The sequence below is a fragment of the Paenibacillus sp. MER 99-2 genome (assembly GCF_023714095.1).
In the GTDB taxonomy this organism is placed as follows: Bacteria; Bacillota; Bacilli; order Paenibacillales; family Paenibacillaceae; genus Paenibacillus.
Window position 1 is genome coordinate 1792480 of the sequence record NZ_JAMAUZ010000001.1, and the last position, 24757, is coordinate 1817236.

At 45.2% G+C, this 24757-nt stretch carries 20 protein-coding genes; 18 read left to right on the forward strand and 2 right to left on the reverse strand.

The annotated features are described in order from the left end of the window. Positions 1–18: 18 nt before the first annotated feature. The 17 genes from pucD to M3636_RS08185 all read left to right on the forward strand — a co-directional run bounded on the left by pucD (position 19) and on the right by M3636_RS08185 (position 21083). Positions 19–2322, forward strand: a complete 2304-nt coding sequence (gene pucD, locus M3636_RS08105; RefSeq protein WP_251382014.1) for a xanthine dehydrogenase subunit D — start codon at positions 19–21, stop codon at positions 2320–2322. Beyond that, on the forward strand, positions 2319–2867 hold the full coding sequence (locus M3636_RS08110; protein WP_251382015.1) for a (2Fe-2S)-binding protein: 549 nt from the start codon (positions 2319–2321) through the stop codon (positions 2865–2867). The genes pucD and M3636_RS08110 overlap by 4 nt, the downstream gene beginning before the upstream one ends. Positions 2868–3817: 950 nt before the next feature. Further along, positions 3818–4909: a class II fructose-bisphosphatase gene (gene glpX / locus M3636_RS08115; protein WP_128102157.1), complete on the forward strand. Its 1092-nt coding sequence runs from the start codon at positions 3818–3820 to the stop codon at positions 4907–4909. A gap of 265 nt (positions 4910–5174) precedes the next feature. Beyond that, positions 5175–6224, forward strand: coding sequence for a LacI family DNA-binding transcriptional regulator (locus M3636_RS08120; protein WP_128102158.1), 1050 nt, complete (start codon positions 5175–5177; stop codon positions 6222–6224). A 39-nt stretch (positions 6225–6263) separates the two neighbouring features. Continuing rightward, a complete protein-coding gene (locus M3636_RS08125) occupies positions 6264–7436 on the forward strand; it encodes a Gfo/Idh/MocA family protein (RefSeq protein ID WP_128102159.1) in 1173 nt (390 codons plus the stop codon). 57 nt (positions 7437–7493) lie between these two features. After that, the gene (locus M3636_RS08130; protein ID WP_128102160.1) at positions 7494–8219 is read left to right on the forward strand and encodes a ThuA domain-containing protein; all 726 of its coding nucleotides are present in this window, start codon (positions 7494–7496) and stop codon (positions 8217–8219) included. 166 nt (positions 8220–8385) lie between these two features. Next, a complete protein-coding gene (locus tag M3636_RS08135; protein ID WP_128102161.1) occupies positions 8386–9492 on the forward strand; it encodes a Gfo/Idh/MocA family protein in 1107 nt (368 codons plus the stop codon). A gap of 148 nt (positions 9493–9640) precedes the next feature. Beyond that, positions 9641–10624, forward strand: a complete 984-nt coding sequence (locus tag M3636_RS08140) for a Gfo/Idh/MocA family protein (protein ID WP_145408549.1) — start codon at positions 9641–9643, stop codon at positions 10622–10624. Positions 10625–10643: 19 nt separating this feature from the next. Further along, positions 10644–11537, forward strand: coding sequence for an NAD-dependent epimerase/dehydratase family protein (locus M3636_RS08145; RefSeq protein WP_251382016.1), 894 nt, complete (start codon positions 10644–10646; stop codon positions 11535–11537). Positions 11538–11627: 90 nt separating this feature from the next. After that, entirely contained in the window at positions 11628–11978 is a 351-nt protein-coding gene (locus M3636_RS08150) for a hypothetical protein (protein WP_128102164.1), read from the forward strand. 311 nt (positions 11979–12289) lie between these two features. Beyond that, positions 12290–13228 (forward strand): DNA-binding transcriptional repressor DeoR, encoded by a 939-nt coding sequence (locus M3636_RS08155; protein ID WP_145408638.1) that lies wholly within the window; start codon positions 12290–12292, stop codon positions 13226–13228. Between the two features lie 218 nt (positions 13229–13446). Further along, on the forward strand, positions 13447–14121 hold the full coding sequence (gene deoC / locus M3636_RS08160) for a deoxyribose-phosphate aldolase (RefSeq protein WP_251382018.1): 675 nt from the start codon (positions 13447–13449) through the stop codon (positions 14119–14121). A gap of 228 nt (positions 14122–14349) precedes the next feature. Continuing rightward, complete coding sequence (locus tag M3636_RS08165; protein ID WP_128102166.1) at positions 14350–15540, forward strand: NupC/NupG family nucleoside CNT transporter; 1191 nt, start codon at positions 14350–14352, stop codon at positions 15538–15540. A 29-nt stretch (positions 15541–15569) separates the two neighbouring features. Next, positions 15570–16748 (forward strand): phosphopentomutase, encoded by a 1179-nt coding sequence (gene deoB / locus M3636_RS08170; protein ID WP_145408552.1) that lies wholly within the window; start codon positions 15570–15572, stop codon positions 16746–16748. Between the two features lie 181 nt (positions 16749–16929). Further along, entirely contained in the window at positions 16930–17637 is a 708-nt protein-coding gene (deoD, locus tag M3636_RS08175) for a purine-nucleoside phosphorylase (protein WP_056691414.1), read from the forward strand. A gap of 655 nt (positions 17638–18292) precedes the next feature. Beyond that, positions 18293–19594, forward strand: a complete 1302-nt coding sequence (locus M3636_RS08180; RefSeq protein ID WP_128102168.1) for a pyrimidine-nucleoside phosphorylase — start codon at positions 18293–18295, stop codon at positions 19592–19594. A 280-nt stretch (positions 19595–19874) separates the two neighbouring features. Continuing rightward, positions 19875–21083 carry a hypothetical protein gene (locus M3636_RS08185; RefSeq protein WP_251382020.1) on the forward strand — a complete coding sequence of 403 codons (1209 nt, stop codon included), beginning with the start codon at positions 19875–19877 and terminating at the stop codon, positions 21081–21083. Positions 21084–21200: 117 nt separating this feature from the next. Here the strand turns inward: M3636_RS08185 and M3636_RS08190 are convergent, their stop codons facing one another. Together M3636_RS08190 and M3636_RS08195 are read right to left on the reverse strand one after the other, a co-directional pair. Continuing rightward, positions 21201–22184, reverse strand: a complete 984-nt coding sequence (locus M3636_RS08190) for a TIGR03943 family putative permease subunit (protein WP_251382021.1) — start codon at positions 22182–22184, stop codon at positions 21201–21203. Positions 22185–22232: 48 nt separating this feature from the next. Continuing rightward, positions 22233–23273, reverse strand: coding sequence for a permease (locus tag M3636_RS08195; RefSeq protein ID WP_251382023.1), 1041 nt, complete (start codon positions 23271–23273; stop codon positions 22233–22235). Positions 23274–23543: 270 nt separating this feature from the next. On the opposite strand from M3636_RS08195, the gene M3636_RS08200 reads away from it, so the two are divergent. After that, positions 23544–24749: a GTP-binding protein gene (locus M3636_RS08200; protein ID WP_251382025.1), complete on the forward strand. Its 1206-nt coding sequence runs from the start codon at positions 23544–23546 to the stop codon at positions 24747–24749. The last annotated feature ends 8 nt before the right edge of the window (positions 24750–24757 follow it).

Genomic DNA, 24757 nt, shown 5'->3' on the forward strand with positions numbered 1-24757 from the left:
AGGAAGGGGGAGACGAGGATGCTATTGAATCGAGAAGTTAGTGGGAAACGCTGGCATTTGCGCCCAGATGGGATCGGTAAAGTGACAGGACAACTCCAATATCTGACGGATATGACACACCCGGAAATGGTCTATGGAAGAGTGCTTCGAAGCGTCTATCCTTTTGCACGAATTATTTCAATTGATACGACCGAAGCGGAAGCTATGGAAGGTGTTCTGGCCGTTCTTACGTCGAAAGACGTACCTGGCCTGAATCGTTTTGGCATCGCAACTCCAGATCAACCTGTATTCTGTGAGGATGTTGTACGTTATGTTGGAGATGCGATTGCAGCGGTGGCTGCCATCTCTCCTGAGCGTGCAGCACTTGCGTTGGATGCCATTTGTGTTGAATACGAAGAATTAGCTCCATTGGACAGTACAGATGAAGCACTTGCTCCAGGTGCACCTGAACTGCATGAGCATGGACCGGGCAACGTATTACATCGTACCGAAATTAAACGTGGCAATATCGAGGAAGCTTTTGCAGCCTGTGAACATGTGGTGAGTGAGACGTATTATACACCTCGCCAGATGCATGCATATATGGAGACAGAAGGTGGACTTTTTGTTCCGGATGACGCGGGTAGGCTTCACGTGTATGCAGCTACACAACACGGGTATAAAGACCGGATGCAGCTCGCACGAATTATTGGTTGTCCAGAGGAAGATATCCGGGTTGTCTCCTCACCGATCGGTGGTTCTTTTGGTGGAAAAGATGAATTGAACGTCCAGCCTTATGGTGCACTCTTAGCTCTTCGCTGTTTACGTCCTGTGAAGATGCATAATTCGCGGAAAGAATCTGTTCGTGCTGGCCTGAAACGGCATCCGATGAAGATCGAGATGCAGACAGGTATGAGCCGCGAAGGTATTATTCAGGCTCATCGAGTTCGAATTACGGCGGATACCGGTGCATATGCCACGTTAGGGGCGCCCGTGCTTAATTTTGCAACAGAGCATTGTCTTGGTCCCTATTCTATTCCGCATGTTGATGTGGAAGGGGTCTCTGTGTATACCAATAACGGTTTATCTGGAGAGTTTCGTGGGTTTGGTGGGAATCAAGCAATCTTTGCAATGGAAGGGCAGATCGATCGTCTGGCTGAAATAATGAAAATGAACCCATGGGAATTCAGGAGACGTAATATGAGAGGTAAATCAGATCCCGGGCCGCTTAATCAGCGCATTCTCGTTACTGATGGTCTCTCTCAGGTGTGGGAGGCAATGGAACGCTCTGATTTATGGCAAAAACATCAGCAGTCATCTTCCAGTGCTTCGCTTCCTCCATGGATCAAACGTGGAGTTGGTGCAGCTCTGGCTATGCATGGCGCAGGGTTAGGCTATGGAATTCCTGATCCAGCTGGAGGCCGGATATCCTTGAACAAGGATGGGAAGATTGAGGTGGCTTTCAGTTACGAAGAGTTTGGTCAAGGTCTCATCGCTACGTTGGAGATTATGCTCTGTGACTTGTTTCAATGCAGTACGTCGGATCTTAGCATCATCATAGGAGATACAGATCGGGTGCCTCATAGCGGTTCCAGCACCGCATCCCGTTCAACCACGATGGCGTGGATGGCACTGCAACGTTTGCATACACCATTTTGTTCAAAACTGTTGTCAGTCGCTGCTGCACATGTGGGACTTGCAGAAGATGAACTTGTAACCGGGCCTGGGGGGATCTGGCGGAAAGGTCAGCTACAGTCAACCGGAATGCTGATTTCCTATGAGGATTTAGTGCAGCAAGGTGAAGAGGAAGAATGGATTTTTGATACACAATTCGCATACCCAACAACGCCAGATGAGGTCGTAGGTGGCCACTATCTATACACGTATGCAGCCGTTGCTGCAGAGGTTGAAGTGAACACATTAACTGGAGAGGCCAAGTTACTGGATACGCACCATGTCGTTGCCGCAGGCCCTGTCATCAATCCTATGGGTTTCATTGGACAGATTGAAGGCGGCAGTGTGATGGCGCTCGGATTTACATTAACTGAGGATGCACTTATGCAGGATAGCCGCTATGTAACAACCAACCTTGATACCTACTTAATCCCGACTATTCGAGATATTCATACTGACTTGAAGGTAGAGGCAATTGAAGATCTACCTGAGGGCGATCCGTTTGGGCCAAGAGGGATTGGCGAGATTGGATCTGTGGCGCTAGCTCCAGCAATAACTGCTGCGATTCAACATGCGACAGGTGTATGGTTGAACCGCTTGCCTGTGCCGCGTGAACAACTGATGAAGCCAGTCGATGTACCGCTACAGGAAGGAGTGCAACCCTCATGAGTGAACCGCTAGGTAACTACTGGACAGCCGTTATTAATGGTGAAGAGCAGCGATTACAGGTCAGTCCAACGACTAGGCTTGTTGATATTCTAAGGACACATATGAATCTGACCGGTACCAAAATATCTTGCGAGGTAGGTCGCTGCGGTTCATGCATGGTTCTGGTCGATGGCGATCCAGTCAATTCCTGCTTAATGATGGCTTATCAATGCCAAGGTCGTGAGATCACAACGATTGAAGGGTTGAGCGGAGAACAACAAGGGGATCTCCACCCGATTCAACAAGCCTTTGTTGAAGAAGGAGGATTCCAATGTGGGTACTGTACGCCCGGGATGGTGATATCCACCAAAGCATTGCTGGATCAACACCCGCAGCCAACGCAAGAACAGATTGAAATTGGTCTCTGCGGCAACTTATGTCGTTGTACTGGATATGGCGGTATACTTCGTGCCGTAAAGCGGGCAGGAGAGAGCTTGTGCGCAGCGGATACGGTTATTAAGAATAAGGAGAAGGAACGAAATGATTATGGTGTAGTGGAGTCTTAGAATCATAACGTTAATAAGACCGGGTGCTGGAGTGGATTTTTCCATAACGCATCCGGTCTTTTCTGTGTAAAGCTCGTGCTAGTTAGCTATCTAAAAAAGAAGCTTCATCTCTAACGAACCTGATTGCTCTTAATAGCGGCAAAATTCTATTTTCGGAATGTTAACGAATCGATGGCACGTTAATACGTCTTTTGGGCACGAGGATTAGCTCCATTTGGCCGTGTATCTTCATAATAAGCTCGATTGAAAAGGTGAGAACACGATGGGGGCGAAGCACCAACTTGTAAATAAGGCATTCATTCCATCGATATTTTGAACATTTGTTGGCTTTGAAATGAAGCTATCTAAAAAAATACTGTAATTGACTCGTATTAAACATACGTAATAAATATTATGTAAACTTATTATTTTCGATATCAGCCATAAGCTGTGTCTATAAGCTTTTAGAAATCCATAAGCGGTTTTTGGGGCTTATGGAGCTGTTTTATGACCCTTGCGATTAAACGGAACGTATTAAGTTATTTACCTTAAAATTTCTAGAATTAATGATTATATTAATCAATAAGATGAAGTTTATAATCGTTTTCGATATCTCTCCTAATCATTCAATTTGGTTCCTGTATTCGAAAGAATACGCTTATAAAATCGTTGTTTATCGAACTAATGACGTATAAATTCATCGATGTTGTCAGTCGCTTAATTAATAATGTAATTATATGGTTTAAAAGGAAACGGAGATATGGATATTATGAGAGATACAACTCCATTTTTGCTTCAAAACAGACCTTGAAAATGTAAAAAAACCGTCCTTTCTTGCTAATGGCACGATGGAGCAAAAAGTTGAGAAATAGGGCTGTTACGCGGTTTTTAGATCATTTCCATATGGATTTGCGATGGATTTAGCAACGCTTTCAATGTATGCTTTTGAAAACTGGAAAGGAAGTGGGAAAATGGAACGCGAACTGGCGTTGGAAATTGTCAGAGTAACAGAATTGGCTGCTTTAGCCTCAGCACCATGGATGGGAAGAGGAGACAAGAACAGCGCAGATGAAGCGGCTACTTTGGCCATGCGCGCCATGTTCGATTCCGTGTCTATTCGCGGCACGGTAGTAATCGGTGAAGGTGAAATGGACGAAGCGCCCATGCTGTATATCGGTGAGGAAGTGGGCAACGCGGAAGGACCTGAGGTTGACGTAGCTGTAGACCCTCTGGAAGGTACAGAAATCGTAGCTAAAGGCCTAAATAATGCTTTATCGGTTATTGCGGTAGCTGGGAAAGGAAACCTGCTCCATGCACCGGACATGTATATGGAGAAGCTAGCTGTAGGCCCTGCTCTCGTAGGCAAGGTCAGCATTGAGGATCCTGTTGAAGTTACTTTGGAAAAGGCGGCTGCCGCTCTAAACAAAAACATTTCGGATCTGACTGTCATGATTCTGGATCGTGTCCGTCACGAAAGTACCATCAAAACGCTGCGTAAGGTTGGGGTACGGATCAAATTCCTCAGTGACGGCGACGTTGCAGGTGCAATGGCTCCAGCTTTCCCGGAAGCGGGCATTGATCTGTATGTTGGATCTGGTGGTGCTCCTGAAGGTGTGCTGGCTGCTGCCGCATTATCATGCTTAGGTGGCGAAATTCAAGGTCGCTTAATGCCGGCCAATGCCGACGAGTTCCAGCGCTGCTTGCAGATGGGAATTGATAACCCCTATAAAGTATTAACAATGCAAGATATGATTGGCACGGAAGATGTTATTTTTGCAGCAACAGGTGTGACCCCAGGCGAAATTCTGGGAGGGGTACGTTATTTAGCGGATGATCGGGCTGAGACGGATTCCATTGTTATGCGTGCCAAAACGAAAACGATCCGGTTCATTCGTTCACAGCATTTCTTGCCGAACAAGGAAGTGTTGCACAAGGTAAGACAACTCCAGTCCATTCCAGAACCGTCTGATCGCATCCCAAATCATATGAAGACGATGGAACAGGCTGAGTTTAGCCAATCTTCTGTGGACCACAGTCTAATGACTTCAGCAGAGCACGGTTAAGGGCTAGTCTGGCTTGGAAAATAGGATCAAGTAAGTGACAATTGCGTTTTAACTAAGCTCTAACTAATCGACCTTCTATATAACAAATAAAGATGGGGATTCTGCCTTTCGCAGATCCTCATTTTTTTGTGTCAAAAGCATTGACAACGTTTACAACCCATGAGAAAATGTACGCGCGTACATAAAATGATGAAATTTAAAACTTATATGTGAATATTGACATGAATAACGGTCATGTCCTATCAATGTAATTCAGTCAAAGGGGGTGAACATCGTGGCATCACGTAAAGAAGTGGCTGAACTTGCTGGTGTCTCTGAGGCTACCGTGTCCCGTGTGTTAAATGGTGTTGGTCCGATCAAAGAGGAAACCAAACGCAAAGTGCTTCAAGCTGCTGAGCAACTTGGGTACGTTCCAAGTGCACTCGCTCGTAGTTTTGCCAGGAGCAAAAGCGGTAATCTCGGTGTTGTGATGCCCTATGTTCCCAAAGCTCATTTGTTCTCTGCCTATTTTTTCTCAGAAATGTTAAGTGGTATCGGGAACAAAGCGCGGGAAAGTGGAATGGATCTGCTCGTCATGTTTCGAACACCGGATGAGGTCATGAATTATACAGATCTGTTCCGCAGACAGAAGATAGATGCTTGCATCATTCTCGGTGCGAGGGACGATCCGGGAGAGCTGGCGGCATTGCAACAGCTTCATCAGGAAGGGCATCCATTCTGCGTTATGAATCAGCATTTTGCAGGTCAATCGTTCGTGGAAGTGGATGCGGATCATATTGAGGGTAGCCGGCAAGCCATTCGCCATCTCACCGATCAGGGCTACCGTAAGATAGCTTTTCTCAATGGACCAGACAGCTATTCCAACAGTCAAGAACGGTTGCAGGGTGTTCAGATGGGGATGCAGGAAGCCCAAATGGAGCTTGATTCCAGCCTGTTATTGAAAGGTAACTACAGTAGACGAAGTGGTCTGGAAGTTGCAGGGCATATAGCTGATCGTTTGCATGAGATTGATGCTGTATTCGCAGCAAACGACCGGATGGCCATTGGTGTAATGCATGGGTTGCGTGAACGTGGCATATCGGTTCAGGATTTTCCTGCTTTTGTAGGGTACGATGACTCCGATGCCGCCGAAATGGCGGTTCCACCGTTAACCAGTGTACGGGTTCCCTTTTATGAAATGGGGGAGCTTGCTGCCAGGAAACTTATTGACGAGAAGGTAGGATCGCAGCCTGCGAACGTCTCCAGTTTATCTTCAGTCTCAACCAGACATCTGCTGCCCACCGAGTTAATTGTACGTGCTTCATCGATCCGCTAATGGTAGATAAACAACTTGATTCCCAAGGAGGAAATGATCATGTCAAAACATCTTCGTGTAGGAATGGTCGGATACAAATTTATGGGCAAGGCACACAGTAATGCTTATCGAAGTCTACCGATGTTTTTCCCTTCAGCGCCTTTGCAGCCTGAAATGTCCGTCATCTGCGGGCGTAACGAGCAAGGTGTACAAGAGGCTGCTAATCAGTTCGGATGGTCTGAAAGTGTAACGGATTGGCGTGAACTGGTGAAGCGGGATGACATTGATCTTATCGATATTAACGCACCAAGTGATGCACACAAAGAGATTGCAATTGAAGCTGCACGTCAGGGTAAGCACCTATTCTGCGAGAAACCACTGGCACTATCCCTAGCGGATTCACGTGAGATGCTCCAAGCTGCCGAGGAAGCGGGCATCGCTCACATGGTAGGGTTCAACTATCGTTTCTCCCCAGCAGTGCAGTTAGCCAAAGATCTGGTGCAGAGTGGGCGCTTGGGTAAGATCTATCACTTCCGTGCATTTTTCCTGCAAGACTGGATTATGGATCCGTCCTTTCCGCTCGTATGGCGATTGCAAAAAGAAGTCGCTGGCTCCGGTTCGCATGGCGATCTCGGCGCACATCTGATCGACCTGGCTCGCTTCCTTGTCGGTGAGTTCAAGGAAGTCATCGGTATGAGCGAGACATTCATCAAAGAACGCCCACTGGCTTCGGAAATGACAGGGTTAAGTGCCAAAGGCAACGCAACCAGCGATGCACCGAAAGGCGAAGTTACCGTCGATGACGCAACGCTGTTCTTGGCGAAGTTTGCAGATGGAGCACTGGGAAGCTTCGAGGCTACACGTTTTGCAGCCGGTCACCGCAGCACTAACTCCTTCGAGATTAATGGCAGTCTCGGCAGTGTGCGGTTCGACTTCGAACGCATGAATGAATTGGAAGTTTATTTCACCAAAGATGAAGAGGATGTACAAGGATTCCGGCGTGTACTGGCAACAGATCCAGCACACAAATATGCCGATGCCTGGTGGCCTGCCGGACACACGATTGGATTTGAACATACGTTCACTCACGAGATGTTAGAACTAGTTACTGCGATATCAGAAGGTCGTCAGCCATCACCAAGTTTCCATGACGGTGTAGCCTGTCAAGCAGTGCTTGAAGCTGTTGAACGCTCCATCGATGAGCGGCGTTGGGTATCCCTTGAAGAGATGTAAGTTTGAGTGCTTTTAGGTTAAACGTGAAGATATCTTAGGAAAGCGAGTGATTAAGTGATGAGTAAAGCATTGATCGTATGGGGCGGTTGGGATGGACACGAACCCGAGCAGGTAGCAGCTATTTTTGAACGTATTTTGAAGGAAGAGCAGTTCGAGGTTGAGGTGTCGGATACACTTGAGGCTTATGCAGACGCTGAGAAGCTGCTTGGTCTTGATCTGATCGTACCACTTTGGACCATGGGACAGATTGAACAAGAACTGGTCAACAACGTATCTGCGGCGGTGCAGAGTGGTGTAGGCTTGGCAGGTCTTCATGGTGGAATGTGTGATGCATTCCGTAATAATGTAGATTGGCAATTCATGACAGGTGGCCAGTGGGTCGCACATCCAGGTAACGATGGGGTGGAGTACACCATTAATATGAAGCGTGGCTCTAGTCCACTGCTTGACCACATTGAGGATTTTCAGGTGAAAACAGAGCAGTACTATCTTCACGTAGACCCTGCAGTAGAAGTGTTAGCTACAACTCGTTTCCCTGTCGTAAGTGGTCCTCACGCGGCCAATGGACCTGTAGACATGCCCGTAGTATGGACGAAGCGCTGGGGAGCAGGACGTGTATTCTATAATTCACTTGGACATCATGCCGATATCGTTGAGATGGAGCAGGTAACTGAAATGATGAGAAGTGGCTTCAAATGGACAGCCGCAGGCAAACAACTTGCGAAGCAGAATAAGGGCACGAAGAATGAAGTGTATACAGGTATGGCTGACAACCAAACGTAATGTGACAGTAGGACAGTAGGACAGTAGTAGACCCACTAGTATGATGGGGTATGGCAAACATGCCAACGTGTATCAACCATTCTAAGCGTTTACGTATCAGAATAATCATACAAAATTATAATCCTATGTTTCCACATTTCTGTTCAAAGGCGAAGGGAGCCCAAGTATGAGCGTTATGAAAGTTGGCATTATTGGCTGTGGTAAAATCAGCGGCATTTATATGGAGAACTGTCATCGGTTTGATGTGCTTGAACTTGTAGCAGTTGCAGATCTAGATCAGAAGCGAGCCGAGGAACAAGCAGCAGCTTATCAAGTTCCTAAAGTGTATACGGTAGAAGAGATACTGGCGGATCCTGAGATCGAACTGATTATCAATCTGACGATTCCTTCCGTTCACGCGAATGTGTGTCTGCAAGCACTGGAAGCGGGCAAACATGTGTATGTAGAGAAACCTCTTGCGGTTACTCGTGAAGAAGGTCTTGCCGTATTAGAGACAGCCAAACGAAAAGGATTGTTGGTGGGCTGTGCCCCCGAGACGTTCTTCGGTTCAGGCATTCAAACTGCCCTTAAACTAGTTGAAGAAGGTGTGATTGGCAAACCTGTTTCGGCAACGGCTTTCATGATGGGTCGAGGTCACGAGCACTGGCATCCAGACCCTGAGTTCTATTATGCATCAGGTGGCGGTCCGATGTTCGATATGGGACCGTACTATCTTACAGCACTGGTGCAACTTCTGGGCCCGATCTCAACCATCGCTGGTATGACGGGTAAAGCAATGAATGAACGGACAATTACGAGTGAGAAAAAACGAGGACAAACCATTCCTGTTGAAATTCCAACACATGTAACAGGACTGCTGCAGTTCGAACAAGGTGCTATTGGCACGCTCATTACAAGCTTTGATGTGTTTGGTGGCAGTGTGTTGCCTCCGATTGAGATCTATGGTACGCATGGCACATTACAGGTGCCTGACCCTAATACCTTCGGAGGGCCAGTCCGTTATAGACTTCTGGGAGAACAAGAGTGGACAGAGGTACCTCTACTGCCTGGTTACCAGGAAAATACGCGCGGAATTGGTGTAGCGGATATGGCATATGCAGCGCATAGTGGGCGAGCGCATCGAGCGAGTGGAGAGCTTGCGTACCATGTGTTAGAAGCAATGTGGGCATTCCATGATTCATCGGATGATCAGACATTTTATCAAATGAAAAGCACTTGTCAGCGTCCAGCGGCATTACCGGAGAATCTTCCTCTATTCACGCTTGATCAATAAGTTAAATCATGTTACGATTCGCAGCCTGGTCTCCTTGTATAAGGATTCCAGGCTGTTCCTGTTTGTTGTGACAAGCAGGGTGACTTCATTCTGTACGAAATTTAGGCTACAATGGACAATAATATAGAAATGAAAGAGGTAGGTAAGCATGGTACGTTTCGGAGTCGTAGGCACCAACTGGATTACAGAAAGGTTACTTGAGGCCGCAGCACATGTGGAGGGTTTCACACTGACTGCCGTATATTCGCGAAGTGCTGAGAAAGCAGATGCTTTTGCAGACCAATACAAGGCACCACACCGATTCACGAACATGGAAGAGATGGCAGCAAGTGATGAGATTGATGCTGTATATATCGCAACGCCTAATACATATCATGCGGAGCAGGCAGAGTTATTTCTAAGAAATAAGAAGCATGTTTTGTGCGAGAAACCGCTAGCTGCCAATAGTGCAGAAGTTCGCAGATTAGTGGATGCTGCTCGTGAATCAGGGGTTCTGCTAATGGAAGCAATGAAATCCACACTAGTACCGACGTTCAAAACGGTTCAATCGAACCTTCACAAAATTGGCCCTGTTCGCAAGTATGTAGCAGGATACTCCCAGTACTCTTCACGCTATGACAAGTACAAGGAGGGCATTGTTCTCAACGCGTTTAAGCCAGAACTAGCCAATGGCGCACTTATGGATCTGGGCGTATATTGTCTATATCCATTGATTACGCTGTTTGGTGCACCTAATCAAGTACAGTCTCAGGCGTATATGTTGGCATCCGGTGTGGATGGTCAGGGAAGTGTTATTCTGAATTATGATGAGATGGACGCGGTTGTGACCTATTCCAAAATCTCTAATTCCCATGTACCTACTGAAATTATGGGTGAGCTGGGCAGTATTCTGATTGATAAAATTGGTTCGCCCGAACAAGCGGAGATTCGTTACAATGATGGTACAGTGGAGAAGCTCGAAACAGAGCAAATTTATCCAACGATGTTCTATGAAGTTCAAGAGTTCGTAAATCTGGTTCAAGCAGGTAAACAGGAATCGGACATGAATACGTATGAACGTTCATATGAAACGATGGTAGTTATGGATCAGATTCGAAAACAAATCGGACTTGTTTTCCCAAATGATAAATAGTTAGAAGGAGGGTTAACGGATGCAAAAGGTATTAATTCTTGGGGGCACACGGTTCTTCGGCAAACGTCTGGTGGATCATTTGCTGTGGGAAGGGAAATCTCAGATTACAGTTGCGACTCGGGGCAAAACACGTGTGGATTTCGGGAATGAAGTGAACCGGATTAAGATGGATCGTGAAGATCCACAATCACTCGCAAAGGTTGCTCAAACAGACCAGTGGGATGTGGTGTATGACAATATCTGTTACTCACCCGATGCAGCCAAATCGGCGTGTGAAGCATTTTCGGGTCGTACCAAAAGATATGTGCTAACCTCTACACTCTCCGTTTACGGTGATCCTAAACCCGGATTTACGGAGGAGGATTTTGATCCGTATACTTATCCGCTGCAATATGGAAATCATGAGCAGTTTTCTTATGGGGAAGGTAAACGCCTTGCGGAGGCTGTATTTTTTCAGGAAGCCAATTTTCCGGTTGTTGCCATGCGAATTCCAATTGTATTAGGGATCGATGATTATACAAAACGACTGCATTTTCATATTGAACATGTGCAAAAGGGAAAACCGATCGGCATGCCGAATCCGGAAGCGGAGATTGGATTCATTAATTCTACAGAAGCGGCTAGATTCCTCGCCTGGCTTGGACATTCTTCCATGACTGGGCCTGTTAATGCTGCCTCCCTAGGTGCCATTAAGTTGTCAGAAATGATGAAGCTGATTGAATCCGTAACGGGGATGCAGTCCCAGATCCTATCAGAGACAGGTGAGGAAGATATGTCACCTTTTGGCATAAGTGAATCCTGGACGATGAATACTGATAAGGCTGAACAAGCAGGTTATACGTTCGAATCTTTGGAAGACTGGTTTCCTGGTCTCGTTCGTGAAGTGGCTCTGGCTCTACAATCTGAAAGCTAATTCATTCCGTCTTTTTTCGTCACCTATTGCATATCCTGAATTACCGAGTATAATACTTGGTAAATAGACGAAAAGGGGATGCAATAAACGATGAAAACACATGCCGAATTGAACTCGCTTCTTGTTGACGATTATCTGGATCTCCTGAATATGGCTAAGCAACTAGGGGACACAGAATGGGAGCAATCCATCCTAGCTGCATTGAAAGAAGAAGTTGAAGCTAATCGCCATCTGGATTCTATGGCAGTAAGACATGACCTATGGATGCAGTTTGAAGATATAAATGAGCAGATGCATGCGTTGTTAATTCAATTAAAGCATGCAGAGGATGCTGAGGATAAAGAACAGATTATTGAATCCATCTGGGGCTTGAAAGTAGATCGTACCGCAATTACACGAAAGCTTGAGACCATGAGCAGATCTAATTCTGGTCAATCTTAATTCACTTCATTTTCATACTAAATATATACCCATGCCCACTTGCTTCTTTCTATGGAGAGATAAGCAAGTGGGCTTTTTTGAATTGAATTGAATTGAATTGAAGATGTCTGTAGGGTATGACTCGGATTAGGCTGAATCCCATATTCGAAGCTGAGATGCCGCTAGTGCATCCTTCGTAATCAAAGCGGACTTTTTGAACAACCTCTATTAGTTGTTTGTCTAGGGTTATTTTGATAAGGTATGTATAAGATGTACAAGATACGTATGGTTTCTAACGATAACGAAGATGAGTGGGTTGAGCACACATGGGAATAGATCTGGAGAAACAGCGACTAAGCATAGAAGCAGCCAAATTGTATTATCAGTCTGATTATAGCCAGCAGGATATTGCCGGAAGGCTCGGTGTGTCACGTCCAACCGTGTCCCGATTGCTGCAGTATGCCAAAGACCGGGGTTATGTCCGAATTGAGATTATGGATCCCTTAGAAGATATCGATATTATCGCTGGGGAATTAAAAGCCAAGTATGATCTCGAAACAGCGCTTGTATGTTTTGCACCTCTGAAAAGTGATGAAGAGATACAAAAGCAGATTAGTAAGAGAGCTGCTGATTATCTGCAGGATACTGTTCAAGATGCGGACATTATTGGTGTAACGTGGGGAACAACGATGCATGCCGTCGCTCGCCAGCTTCGTCCTAAGCAGGTCAAGGGCGTGGAGGTTGTTCAATTAAAGGGAGGCGTCAGCCACTCGCATGTGAATACCTATGCAGCCGAGATTGTTCATCTATTTGCTGAAGCGTTCCATACCGTCCCGCGATATTTACCTCTCCCGGTGATCTTTGATTCTATCGAAGTGAAGAACATGGTCGAGGCTGATCGGCACATCGGTAGAATTGTGGAGCTAGGCCGGCAGGCGAATATAGCTATTTTTACGGTGGGTACTGTGAAGGAAGATGCACTTTTGTTCAAGCTCGGTTATTTCAGTGAAGAGGAGCAGCAACTGCTGATACATACTGGAGCGGGTGATATATGCTCTCGTTTCTTCAATAGTGAAGGCAAGCTAATCAGTGAAGAGATTAATAGCAGAACCGTGGGCATCGACCTGTCTGAGCTGAAAAATAAGGAGAAATCTATTCTTGTCGCTGGGGGCCAACGCAAAATTGAAGCGATTCATGCCGCACTCCAGGGACAGTATGCGAACATTCTGGTTACGGATCAGTACACAGCCCAAGCATTGCTTCGTCTTTAGTTATAAGAGTGACAACATCTGCCATGTTCACATGGTGGATGTTTTGCTGTGTAGAGTAAAAGCTAAGATGTGCTGTCCTTGGGTAAGTATAAATAAGACTTTGTCATCGTTAGAATCTCAATAGCACGACATGAACAAAAGTTCAGTTTGATTATTACATATGTTCATGTTAGTGTAAGGTATAGAATACATCGTTTATATAAAGGGAGAGATATTGAATGACTACACCACAATTAGCTAAAATGATCGACCATACCTTGCTTCGTGCAGACGCTACACAGAGCGAGATGGTTAAACTGACTGAGGAAGCAAAACAATATCAATTTGCATCTGTATGTGTGAATCCAGGTTGGGTTGCTTATGCTGCTGAACAATTACAAGGTACTGGCGTTGATATCTGTACGGTTATTGGTTTCCCATTGGGGGCTTCTACTTCGGAAACAAAAGCATTCGAAACGACAGATGCCATTGCCAAAGGTGCAACTGAAGTGGATATGGTTATTAACATTAGTGCATTGAAAGATGGCAAAGACGATTACGTTGAGCAAGACATTCGTGCAGTGGTTGAAGCAGCAGCAGGTAAAGCGTTGGTCAAAGTCATTATCGAAACTTGCTTGTTGACTGATGATGAAAAAGTACGTGCATGCCAAGCAGCTGTAAGAGCGGGAGCTGACTTCGTTAAAACATCAACTGGATTCTCAACTGGAGGAGCAACGCCTGAGGATATCGCTTTGATGCGTCGTACAGTAGGTCCAGATGTAGGTGTGAAAGCTTCCGGTGGCGTTCGTAGCCTTGAAGACATGCAAAAAATGATTGAAGCTGGCGCAACACGAATTGGCGCAAGCTCTGGCGTTAAAATCATGCAAGGCGGACAATCCACGGCTTCTTATTAATTAAGAAGTGATGTAAACGAATTGAGCTTGTCTGGATGCCCGCATAATCGTTGTTTTACAGCTTATGCGGGTTTAAACAGGCAGGACAAATAAATTTAGCAATTTGCAGTAATGTATTGTAAGCGCTTCATTATATTTTCGTAAACATTCATTTTCATTACATTACAATGCATAGAACCTTTGAGCTGATCGAACAACTGGCTTAACTACCTTCAAAGGAGAGATGACATGAAATTTTTAATCGCTATACTAGGCTTACTCGTTGTATTTGGACTGGCTTATATCGCCAGCAACGGCAAGAAACAGATTCGCTACCGCCCGCTTGCGGTAATGGTTGTTTTACAGATTATTCTGGCATATTTCTTGCTGAATACGGTGGCAGGTACGTATCTCGTAGGCAAGTTCTCTACTGCATTTAAGGCATTGCTGGACTATGCGAATGAGGGAATTGCGTTTGTATTTGGTGATTTAGTAACCATTGGGGCAGATGGCGGAGGTGCTCCGTTCTTTTTGACCGTACTGATGCCGATTGTGGTCATCTCTGCCTTGATTGGGATATTACAGTATATCCGAATCTTGCCTTTTGTTATAAAATATATTGGTCTGGTATTAAGCAAAATCAACGGAATGGGCAAACTGGAATCATATAACGCGGTTGCTTCTGCTATTCTGGGGCAATCTGAAGTGTTCATATCCGTAAAAAAACAAATTGGTTTATTGCCGAAACATCGGCTCTATACCTTGTGTGCCTCAGCGATGTCCACGGTATCGATGTCCATTGTCGGTGCCTATATGACGATGATTGATCCGAAATATGTGGTGACGGCGCTCGTGCTCAACCTATTTGGCGGTTTTATCATTGCTTCTATTGTGAACCCTTATCAGGTTACACCGGAAGAAGATATATTGGAGGTTCAGGAAGAGGAGAAGCAATCGTTCTTCGAAATGCTAGGTGAGTACATTCTAGATGGATTCAAAGTAGCCATTGTGGTTGCTGCGATGCTCATCGGTTTTGTCGCGCTGATTGCCTTAATTAATGGTATTTTCAGTGCGGTGCTCGGTATTTCATTCCAGGAACTGCTCGGTTATGTGTTTGCACCCTTTGCCTTTGTTATGGGGATTCCTTGGAAAGAGGCGATTCAAGCGGGAAGCATTATGGCAACGAAGATGGTATCTAATGAATTCGTAGCTATGCTTGATCTTAGTAATCAGACAGCATTGTCGGAGAGAACAACCGGGATCGTATCTGTCTTCCTCGTATCGTTCGCCAATTTCTCTTCCATCGGTATTATTGCCGGTGCGGTTAAAGGACTTCATGAGAAACAAGGTAATGTGGTGGCCCGCTTCGGTCTGAAGCTGCTTTATGGTGCATCGCTTGTCAGCGTGCTGTCTGCGATCATCACTGGACTGTACTTGTAAGCTGGATTATTGGAAGGAGTGCTTCATTCATGTCAACATTCAAAAGAGTACATCTAATCGTTATGGATTCTGTAGGAATCGGCGAAGCGCCGGATGCAGCAGAATTTGATGATTTTGATGTAGATACGTTCGGTCACATTGCCCGTGAACGTGGAGGTCTGAAGATGCCACATATGGCGAGTCTAGGACTATCTAATATTAAAGAAATCGAGGGAATTCCTGTAGCGGCTGCGCCTAAAGCGTATTACACCAAAATGCAGGAAGCGTCCAAAGGTAAAGATACCATGACAGGTCACTGGGAGATCATGGGCTTGTATATCGATACACCTTTCCGTGTGTTTGAAAATGGGTTCCCGGATGAGCTGATTCAGCGCATTGAAGAAAAAACAGGTCGTAAAGTGATTGGTAATAAACCTGCGAGCGGCACGGAAATTTTGGATGAACTAGGTGCTGAGCATGTTGAAACAGGCGCGCTGATCGTATATACGTCCGCTGACTCGGTACTGCAAATTGCTGCGCATGAAGATGTCGTTCCTTTGAAGGAACTGTATGAGATCTGTGAGTTCTGTCGTGAAATTACACTTGAAGATCCGTACATGCTCGGTCGTATAATTGCACGTCCTTTCGTGGGTGAAGAGGGTAACTGGAAACGTACAGCGAACCGTCATGACTATGCGCTCAAACCGTTTGGCCGCACTGTGATGAATGAGTTGAAAGATGGCGGGTTTGATGTAATTGCTTTGGGTAAAATCGCTGACATTTATGACGGCGAAGGTGTGACCAAAGCGGTACGCACCGTTTCCAATATGGATGGGATGGACAAGTTGTCCGAAACGATGGACGAGCAGTTCACTGGACTTAGCTTCTTGAACCTCGTTGATTTTGATGCCCTCTACGGTCACCGTCGTGATCCACAAGGGTATGCACAAGCACTTGAAGATTATGATGCACGTCTGCCAGAGATCTTTGCAAAAATGACAAGCGATGATCTGTTGCTGATTACAGCCGATCATGGTAATGATCCAACATACCGTGGTACAGACCACACACGTGAATATGTACCATTGTTGGCATACTCCCCACGTTTCAGTGAGGGCAAACAGCTTGATCTGCGCAGTACCTTTGCTGATCTTGGAGCAACGGTAGCGGAGAACTTTGGTGTGAAAATGCCAGAGTATGGTACAAGCTTCTTGAAGGATCTGAAATAAGTCCGTAGGGGTTGAACCACGGAATCTATTCTAGAATTCAATCTAACTGAAGCGAAACTTCAGACAAACACATGAATTTGAAACGTAAACCATGGTCAGGGATCGGGGTAAACTATAGTTACTCCGGTTCCTCGTCCATTATATAGACGAACGTATACAACTTATTGGAGGAGATTATTCTATGAGTACACATATCGGAGCAAAACCTGGAGATATTGCTGAAACGATCCTTTTGCCAGGAGATCCACTACGCGCGAAATACATTGCTGATACGTATCTAGAAGACGTTGTATGTTACAACGAGGTTCGCGGTATGCTTGGCTTTACAGGTACATATCAAGGGCACCGCATTTCGGTGCAAGGTTCAGGTATGGGGATTCCATCCTTTGCCATCTATGCGAATGAGTTGATTAGTGAGTATGGTGTGAAAAACTTGATTCGTGTAGGAACTTGCGGCGGGATGCAGGAGCATGTACGTGTACGTGACGTTATCCTTGCACAAGCAGCATGTACCGATTCCAGTATGAATAAACACGTATTCGGTGGATATGATTTCTCACCAATCGCAACGTTCTCATTGCTCAAAGAAGCATACGACCGTGCCACAGCTAAAGGCATGAAGATCCATGTCGGTAACGTCTTCAGTTCCGATTCTTTCTATCGCGACGATCGTTCCGTAACGGAAAAATTGATGAAACACGGTGTGCTTGGCGTAGAAATGGAAACAACAGCATTGTACACCATTGCTGCCAAGTTCGGCGTTAATGCACTTACAATCCTGACCGTAAGCGACCACTTGCTCACAGGAGAAGAAACATCAGCAGAAGAGCGCCAAAAAACGTTCAATGACATGATGGTCGTAGCACTGGACACAGCAATTACTTTGTAATAGAGGTTGTTCAAAAAGTTCGCTTTTGATTACGAAGGATGCCTGACGGCATCTTAGCTTCGAATATGGGATCCAGCCGAAATGTCCGTTGCTCACGTAGCTTAATCTACGCTCCGCTACTCCATTTCTATCTTCATCCCATCTTCTCGGTACTGAAAACCGACCTTTTTGAACACGCACTAATAGAACATCCATTGCCAGAACGAACTTTGCACAACGTTTTTACTGCACTAAAAATAATTTGATTTTATCGAAACTTTTGTTTGGAGCACGGAGTGGAGGCAATGGAATCGATTCTGTAGAAGCGAAGCACTCGCCTTTGTCTTCACATTTCAACCTCAGTAGAGGTGATTCAGAGAAATGTGAAGACAACAGCGATCGTAAGAACGATCCTGAACCGAAACAGACTCCGCATAAAGGTTTACTGCACCAAAAATAATTTGATTTTATCGAAACTTTTGTTTGGAGCACGGAGTGGAGGCAATGGAATCGATTCTGTAGAAGCGAAGCGTTCGCCTTTGTCTTCACATTTCAACCTCATAAGAGGTGATTCAGAGAAATGTGAAGACAACAGCGAGCGAAAGAACGATCCATTGCCGGAACGGACTCCGCACAAAGTGTTCTGTAAAATCAACATACACAAGGAGAGAGCATCATGAGAATGGTAGACATTATCGCCAAGAAACGTGACCGAAAAGAATTAACAACAGAAGAGATCGATTTTGTCGTTCAAGGTTATACACAAGGAGAGATTCCTGACTATCAAGTTAGTGCATGGGCGATGGCTGTATTTTTCAACGATATGACGGACAAAGAGCGTGCTGATCTGACGATGTCGATGGTGAATTCGGGTGAAACGATTGACCTGTCAGCCATTGAAGGCATCAAAGTAGACAAGCACTCCACAGGTGGAGTCGGCGATACAACAACGCTCGTACTGGCGCCACTCGTAGCAGCGCTTGATGTACCCGTTGCCAAAATGTCTGGTCGTGGACTTGGTCACACAGGCGGAACAACAGATAAGCTGGAATCCGTTGCTGGTTTTCACGTGGAGCTTGAAAAAGAAGAGTTCATTCGACTTGTTAACGAGCACAAGGTAGCAGTAATCGGACAAAGTGGTAACCTTACCCCTGCGGATAAGAAGCTATATGCTTTGCGTGACGTAACAGCAACTGTTAACTCGATTCCACTGATCGCTAGTTCTATCATGAGTAAGAAAATCGCTGCAGGTGCGGATGCCATCGTATTAGACGTGAAAACAGGTGCTGGTGCATTTATGAAAACAGCAGAAGATGCTAAAGAACTTGCACATGCGATGGTGAGCATCGGTAACAATGTTGGACGTAAAACGATGGCCGTGATCTCTGACATGTCCCAGCCGCTTGGTTTGGCTATTGGTAATGCACTTGAAGTAAAAGAAGCCATTCTTACACTTCAAGGTAAAGGACCTAAGGATCTGGAAGAGCTGTGTCTGGCACTTGGACGCCAAATGGTATTCCTCGCTGGCAAAGCGGACTCACTAGAGCAGGCTGAAGAGAAATTGAAAGAAGTGATCCAGAACGGTAAAGCACTGGAGAAATTCAAACATTTCTTGGCGAATCAAGGTGGAGATGCTTCTGTCGTGGATCATCCAGATCGATTGCCACAAGCTCAATACCTTATTGAAGTACCTGCAGACCAAGATGGTTTCGTATCAGAAATCGTTGCGGATGAGATTGGTACAGCTGCGATGCTGCTTGGTGCGGGTCGTGCAACCAAAGAGTCCGAGATTGATCTTGCTGTTGGTCTGATGTTGAATAAAAAAGTGGGTGACCCTGTCAAAGCAGGCGAATCACTTGTAACGATCCACGCTAATCGTGAAGATGTGGCGGATGTAATCGCCAAGATTAAAGAAAATATTACGATTGCAGATAAAGCAGATGCCCCTGTATTGGTGCATGATATCGTAACCGAATAATTTAAAACTCAATCAGCCGAGTATGCGGTTGAGCATGCAACCCCCGAATCTATGTATGACATAGGTACGGGGGTTGTTTTCTTTTACAGAACAAGAATACGTTTATCTTGCTGCCGCTATGTAATTTTTTATTTACGTAAACACGATGATTTGAGATAATATTAGAGTTATATTTTACCTTTTAAGGAGGGAAGAAGTAGGGTAGTTAACAAGATCCAAATGTTTTTAATGTTCTAAATTGAAGATTTCATGAAGTACATACGAGTAGGAGGAGTTAACGTTGTTTAGCAAATCTCAGCAAAAGTTTGTTAAAAGATCAAGTATTGTATTAAGTATTATGATTCTACTATTCGCACCAACAGTGCAATTCAAGGCTGAAGCAGCAAGTTCTAATTTTGCCCCAGGTGAACTGGAAGCGGGCGCAATCATGCAATGGGGTGGAACCGTGCTTCTGGCAGCTGCGGAGAATGCAACGAATATCGATCCTAGTATTATGGAGCAGGTGCATCACTTTGGACAACAGGCATGGCAAGATGCCGATGCAACGACGAAATCTGAGATTACGTCTTCCATTGAAGGTTACAATGATTTATGGGGAACGAATAGAAAGTACAGTCTACAGTGGTCATCGGATGCACACATGTATCTGGTGAACAAATGGAATGAATACTTTGGTGCAGGTGCGCGGATTAATGATGCAAACCATACAATAGAAAAGGTAGCTACAATTAATTCAGTTATTGTCCCTTCTTCCGTAAAAACTTCAAACCGGCCAGGAGAAACTAAATATGACCTTGGTACGTTTATGAGTGGCGTGGTTCACTATGTATATAGTGTACATGCAGACATGTACGGGAAGATACAGTTAAGCACATATCCGCATCGGACGATTTGGCCAAGCACTCTCACAACACAGCAATTTCCCAATGCATTTGCAGCATATCGATCAGCAGTCAAAGAATTAGATATAACATCGACTTACCAGACAGTCATGCCTATTTTCGTAGATAACAGCACTGGACAGAGCATTCAGTATAATCCTTTAGCTGTACCTAGCAACTTCCCAACGAGAATTACGATTCCTGCACTGAAAGGAAATGTGAATAATCAAGGTATAATTACAACACTCGAGAAACCAAACATTGGTCGAGTGGGCAATAGTCTCACTGGAGAGATCGCCATTAGTTACCCTACATACATTGGAGATACAGGTACGTTCACTGATGAGCATGCTGTAACTCGTGTACCTTCTGAAGCACCGGTTGATAATGGTGGGAACGGCAATGGTGATGGAAGCTCGAATGACACGCTCTCTTACTCTCCTCTAGATCTGTTTGTATACAAAGCCATGCTGCAATTTATCCAAGAATATCGGGATAATCAATCCAATAGTTTGGATCAGCTTTTGGAGTATATGAAGTTAAACGATTCTGGAAAGCCTGCCAACAAGAAAGCCTGGAATGGTTGGTTAAATAGCTTCTCCCAATAAAGAAGTACAGTACAATAAATATGTACAGAAGAAAACACACTATTAACGAATAGTGTGTTTTTTTGCAGTTCGTACTTACCGTTGTATATTCCGTTCAAAGCTGAAGAGATACTTCCGTTAATTTCGATTCCGTTTCTCATACGCCAGTACTGAATCTGCACTTGTGTAAATGTATGGAGTGGATGGCTCAGACACAGGAGTAACCTGTGTAGCCCGAATCTCAATGGTGTCTTTGCCATCTACTTGAGCAGAACCAATTGTGCCGTTAATTTGCACCCAACTATCCGTTGGGAAGGTATTGGCGCCTTCAATGTGAATCATTACACCAAATGGCGCCGCATCTGCGGGACAGCACATCACAAGAAATCGTCCCAATGCAAAATGAGATTCTTGCTCCATACTTTCGTCACGATATACGAATCCTGTTAACGAGATTTCTTTGCCAGCAAATTGGCGCTGAAACATGTCGATCGTGCCAAGCGTTTCGGAGAAAACCTCAGGATAGACTTGGATAACCGACTCTTCATATAATTTCTCTGCTAAGTCGGCAAATTCTCTACTATATTCATCTGGAGGAATAAATTGTACGTCAGCTGTGGATGCCGTCGTAACTGTTGGCTGTTGTTGGCTCAAGTCCTGCACGTTCAGTTTGGCTGCGGCCTCAGGCAAAGGCTCTTTACGCCGAATTTCCGAAGGCGCATAGGTGAGCGACATTCCTTTCTGGCTCGCCATAGAGCTACCCAAAGCCTGATCTGGCAGTAGGAAGCCAAATACTAAGGGAAGGGCAATCAAGCCGTATACGACGGAACTACGGACAAAGCCTGCAGGTGGTGGATGTTCACAGTCGCAATGGACCTCACTTTTACTGAAAAGACCATGCCACGCCATAATGATGGCAATAAATAAAAAGGGAATCGGACAGCATAATAGTAACTTCTGCATCGTAGGTGCTAAGTAATAATGTAGAGAATCCGTTGAATTCAGGTGAAAAATATAGAAAGCAATGCCACCCATCCAGCCTGCACGAATCAGACTATGCCATTGGATGTTATTTGGCTTGTGGAACATATTTCTCGTGACCGTCTGAGCCGGATTGTTCATCTTGTCTTCACCTCTTTTATTGATTGGTCCTTCATATAACAATCAGGTTCATGCCAGCATATTAATCAACCATGATCCTGCAAATACAAGCGTAATGATGGCTAGGCTTAGTCCAATAACAAAGCGAGTGCGGAAGGTAGAGAGCAGCATTAAAGTACTTTTGAAATCAAGCATTGGGCCGAGTACAAGGAAGGAAACTAATGGACCCAGTGCAAACGTATGTGAGAACGCCGAGGCCACAAAGGCATCGGATGTGGAGCACAAGGATAATACATAGGCAAACCCCATCATGAAAACATAGGAAGCCACAGGGCCGTTACCTAGAGAAATCAGATCGCTTCGGCTAATGAAAGTCTGGATACACGCGGTAATCAAGGCACCAATTACTAAATATTTGCTCATATCCACGAATTCGTCTCCAGCATGAATGAAGAAGCTACGCCAATTTTTAACATGATTGTGGTCGTGAGCACTTCCGTGTGCGTGTGAGTGTGGTTGTGCCATCTTAAAACCGGGATGTGTCTTCACATCGGTAATAGCTGCTTTTGGCGTGCGGAGAGGATTACGACGCACAAACATATACACTAGACCACCAACGGAAGCTGCTACTGCAAATGCAAGTCCCATACGTGCAATCGTAATCTCGGGATGAGAGGGAAAAGCCAGCAGCGTAGCTGTGAATACAATGGGATTCACCACGGGTCCACTCAGAATAAAAGTAACCGCGATGTAAGCGGGCATACCTTTATGCATCAGTCGCCGCACGACGGGGATCATACCGCACTCACAGATCGGAAAGATAATGCCCAATAGACCAGCTACGAGCACTCCGCCAATCGGATTTTTGGGTGTAAGTTTACGTACCATTTCTTCAGAGACAAACCATTGCATGAGTGACGATAGTAGCACACCCATTAGTAAAAAAGGGGCAGCCTCTAAGAAAATACTGACGAAAATGGTTTTCATATTTTGCAAAGCTTCGCTATTCCAAGCAGCACTTAGATCAGGAGCAAGTGTAATAAGTACAGGAACTAGAAAGGCACAAGGGATAAGGAAGGTTAAGATCTTCACATGGGCTGCCATCTTCATCAAAAACAGACCTCCACAACTGAGACTTTGCTAGAATATATGCTTGTACGTGCAGGGACATACATCATTTGTAAGCTCTAATCATCATTTTTACGATTAATGAACGATTAGAACGCCATGGTGTTGACAAGCAATATACAAATACGATATATTTCTGTAAGTTATTAATCGTAATAATTACGATTAACAACTTGAACAAAGTACACTAGACCGATTAAAAGAATTAGCGTGTGCAAATGTAACAGACCCAATAGACTGGAGGAAGCAGCAATGGCGGATCAACAAATAAAAGAAAAGGTGCCCGTGACCGTCCTAAGCGGATATCTGGGTGCAGGCAAGACAACGTTACTTAATCACGTGCTGCATAATCGAGAAGGCATGCGTGTGGCGGTCATCGTAAATGACCTTAGTGAGGTTAACATCGATGCTGGCTTAATTCGGGATGGCGGTGGATTATCCCGTATAGATGAGAAGCTTGTAGAGATGTCTAATGGCTGCATCTGCTGCACATTGCGGGAAGATCTGTTGAAAGAGGTAGAGAGGCTCGCACTGGATGGTTCGTTTGACTACATATTGATCGAATCCACAGGCATAGGCGAGCCGGTACCTGTTGCTCAGACGTTTACGTATATTGATGAGGAGCTTGGGATAGATCTCACTCAATTTACTCGTCTAGATACGATGGTTACGGTCGTGGACGCAGCTCAGTTCTGGCGCGACTTTTACTCGAAAGAAACGCTGAAGGATCGTGGACAGGAAGCAGGCGAGGACGACGTACGTGGAATCGTGCATCTGCTTACGGATCAGGTGGAATTCTGTGATGTGCTCATCCTCAACAAGTGTGATCTGGCAACAGAGGAAGAACTGTCTAAGCTCGAAAAAGCATTACATGCGATGCAACCGGAAGCCAAATTGATCCGCACGACACATGGACAGATCGATCCGCATGAAATTTTGAACACAGGCCGATTCGATTTTGAAAAAGCAAGTCAGTCTGCGGGTTGGATTCGTGAACTGATGAAAGAAGAACATACACCAGAGACAGAGGAATATGGCATCCATTCTTTTGTATATCATCGTAAACGTCCATTTCACCCAGAACGGTTACTTCACTGGATTGCCAAGTGGCCAGAACCGATTGTGCGTTCCAAAGGCTTGATGTGGATGGCAACACGGAACCATATGGCGATCTCTTTCAGTCATGCAGGTACATCCAAGCAGCTCTCGCCAGCAGGAATATGGGTAGGAGCAATGAGTGAAGAGGAGCGTCAGTTACATTTTGGCGACACGCTACCCGCAATTCCAGACTGGGATGATGAGTGGGGAGACCGAGTAACCAAGCTTGTATTTATCGGTATTGATATGGATCGGGCAGAGATTGAGCGTACTCTCGATGAGACACTTCTAACCGAAGAAGAGATGCATATGAATTGGAGAGAGCTGAAAGATCCTTTTCCACAGTGGACTAGAAGCTGAAGAGTTGA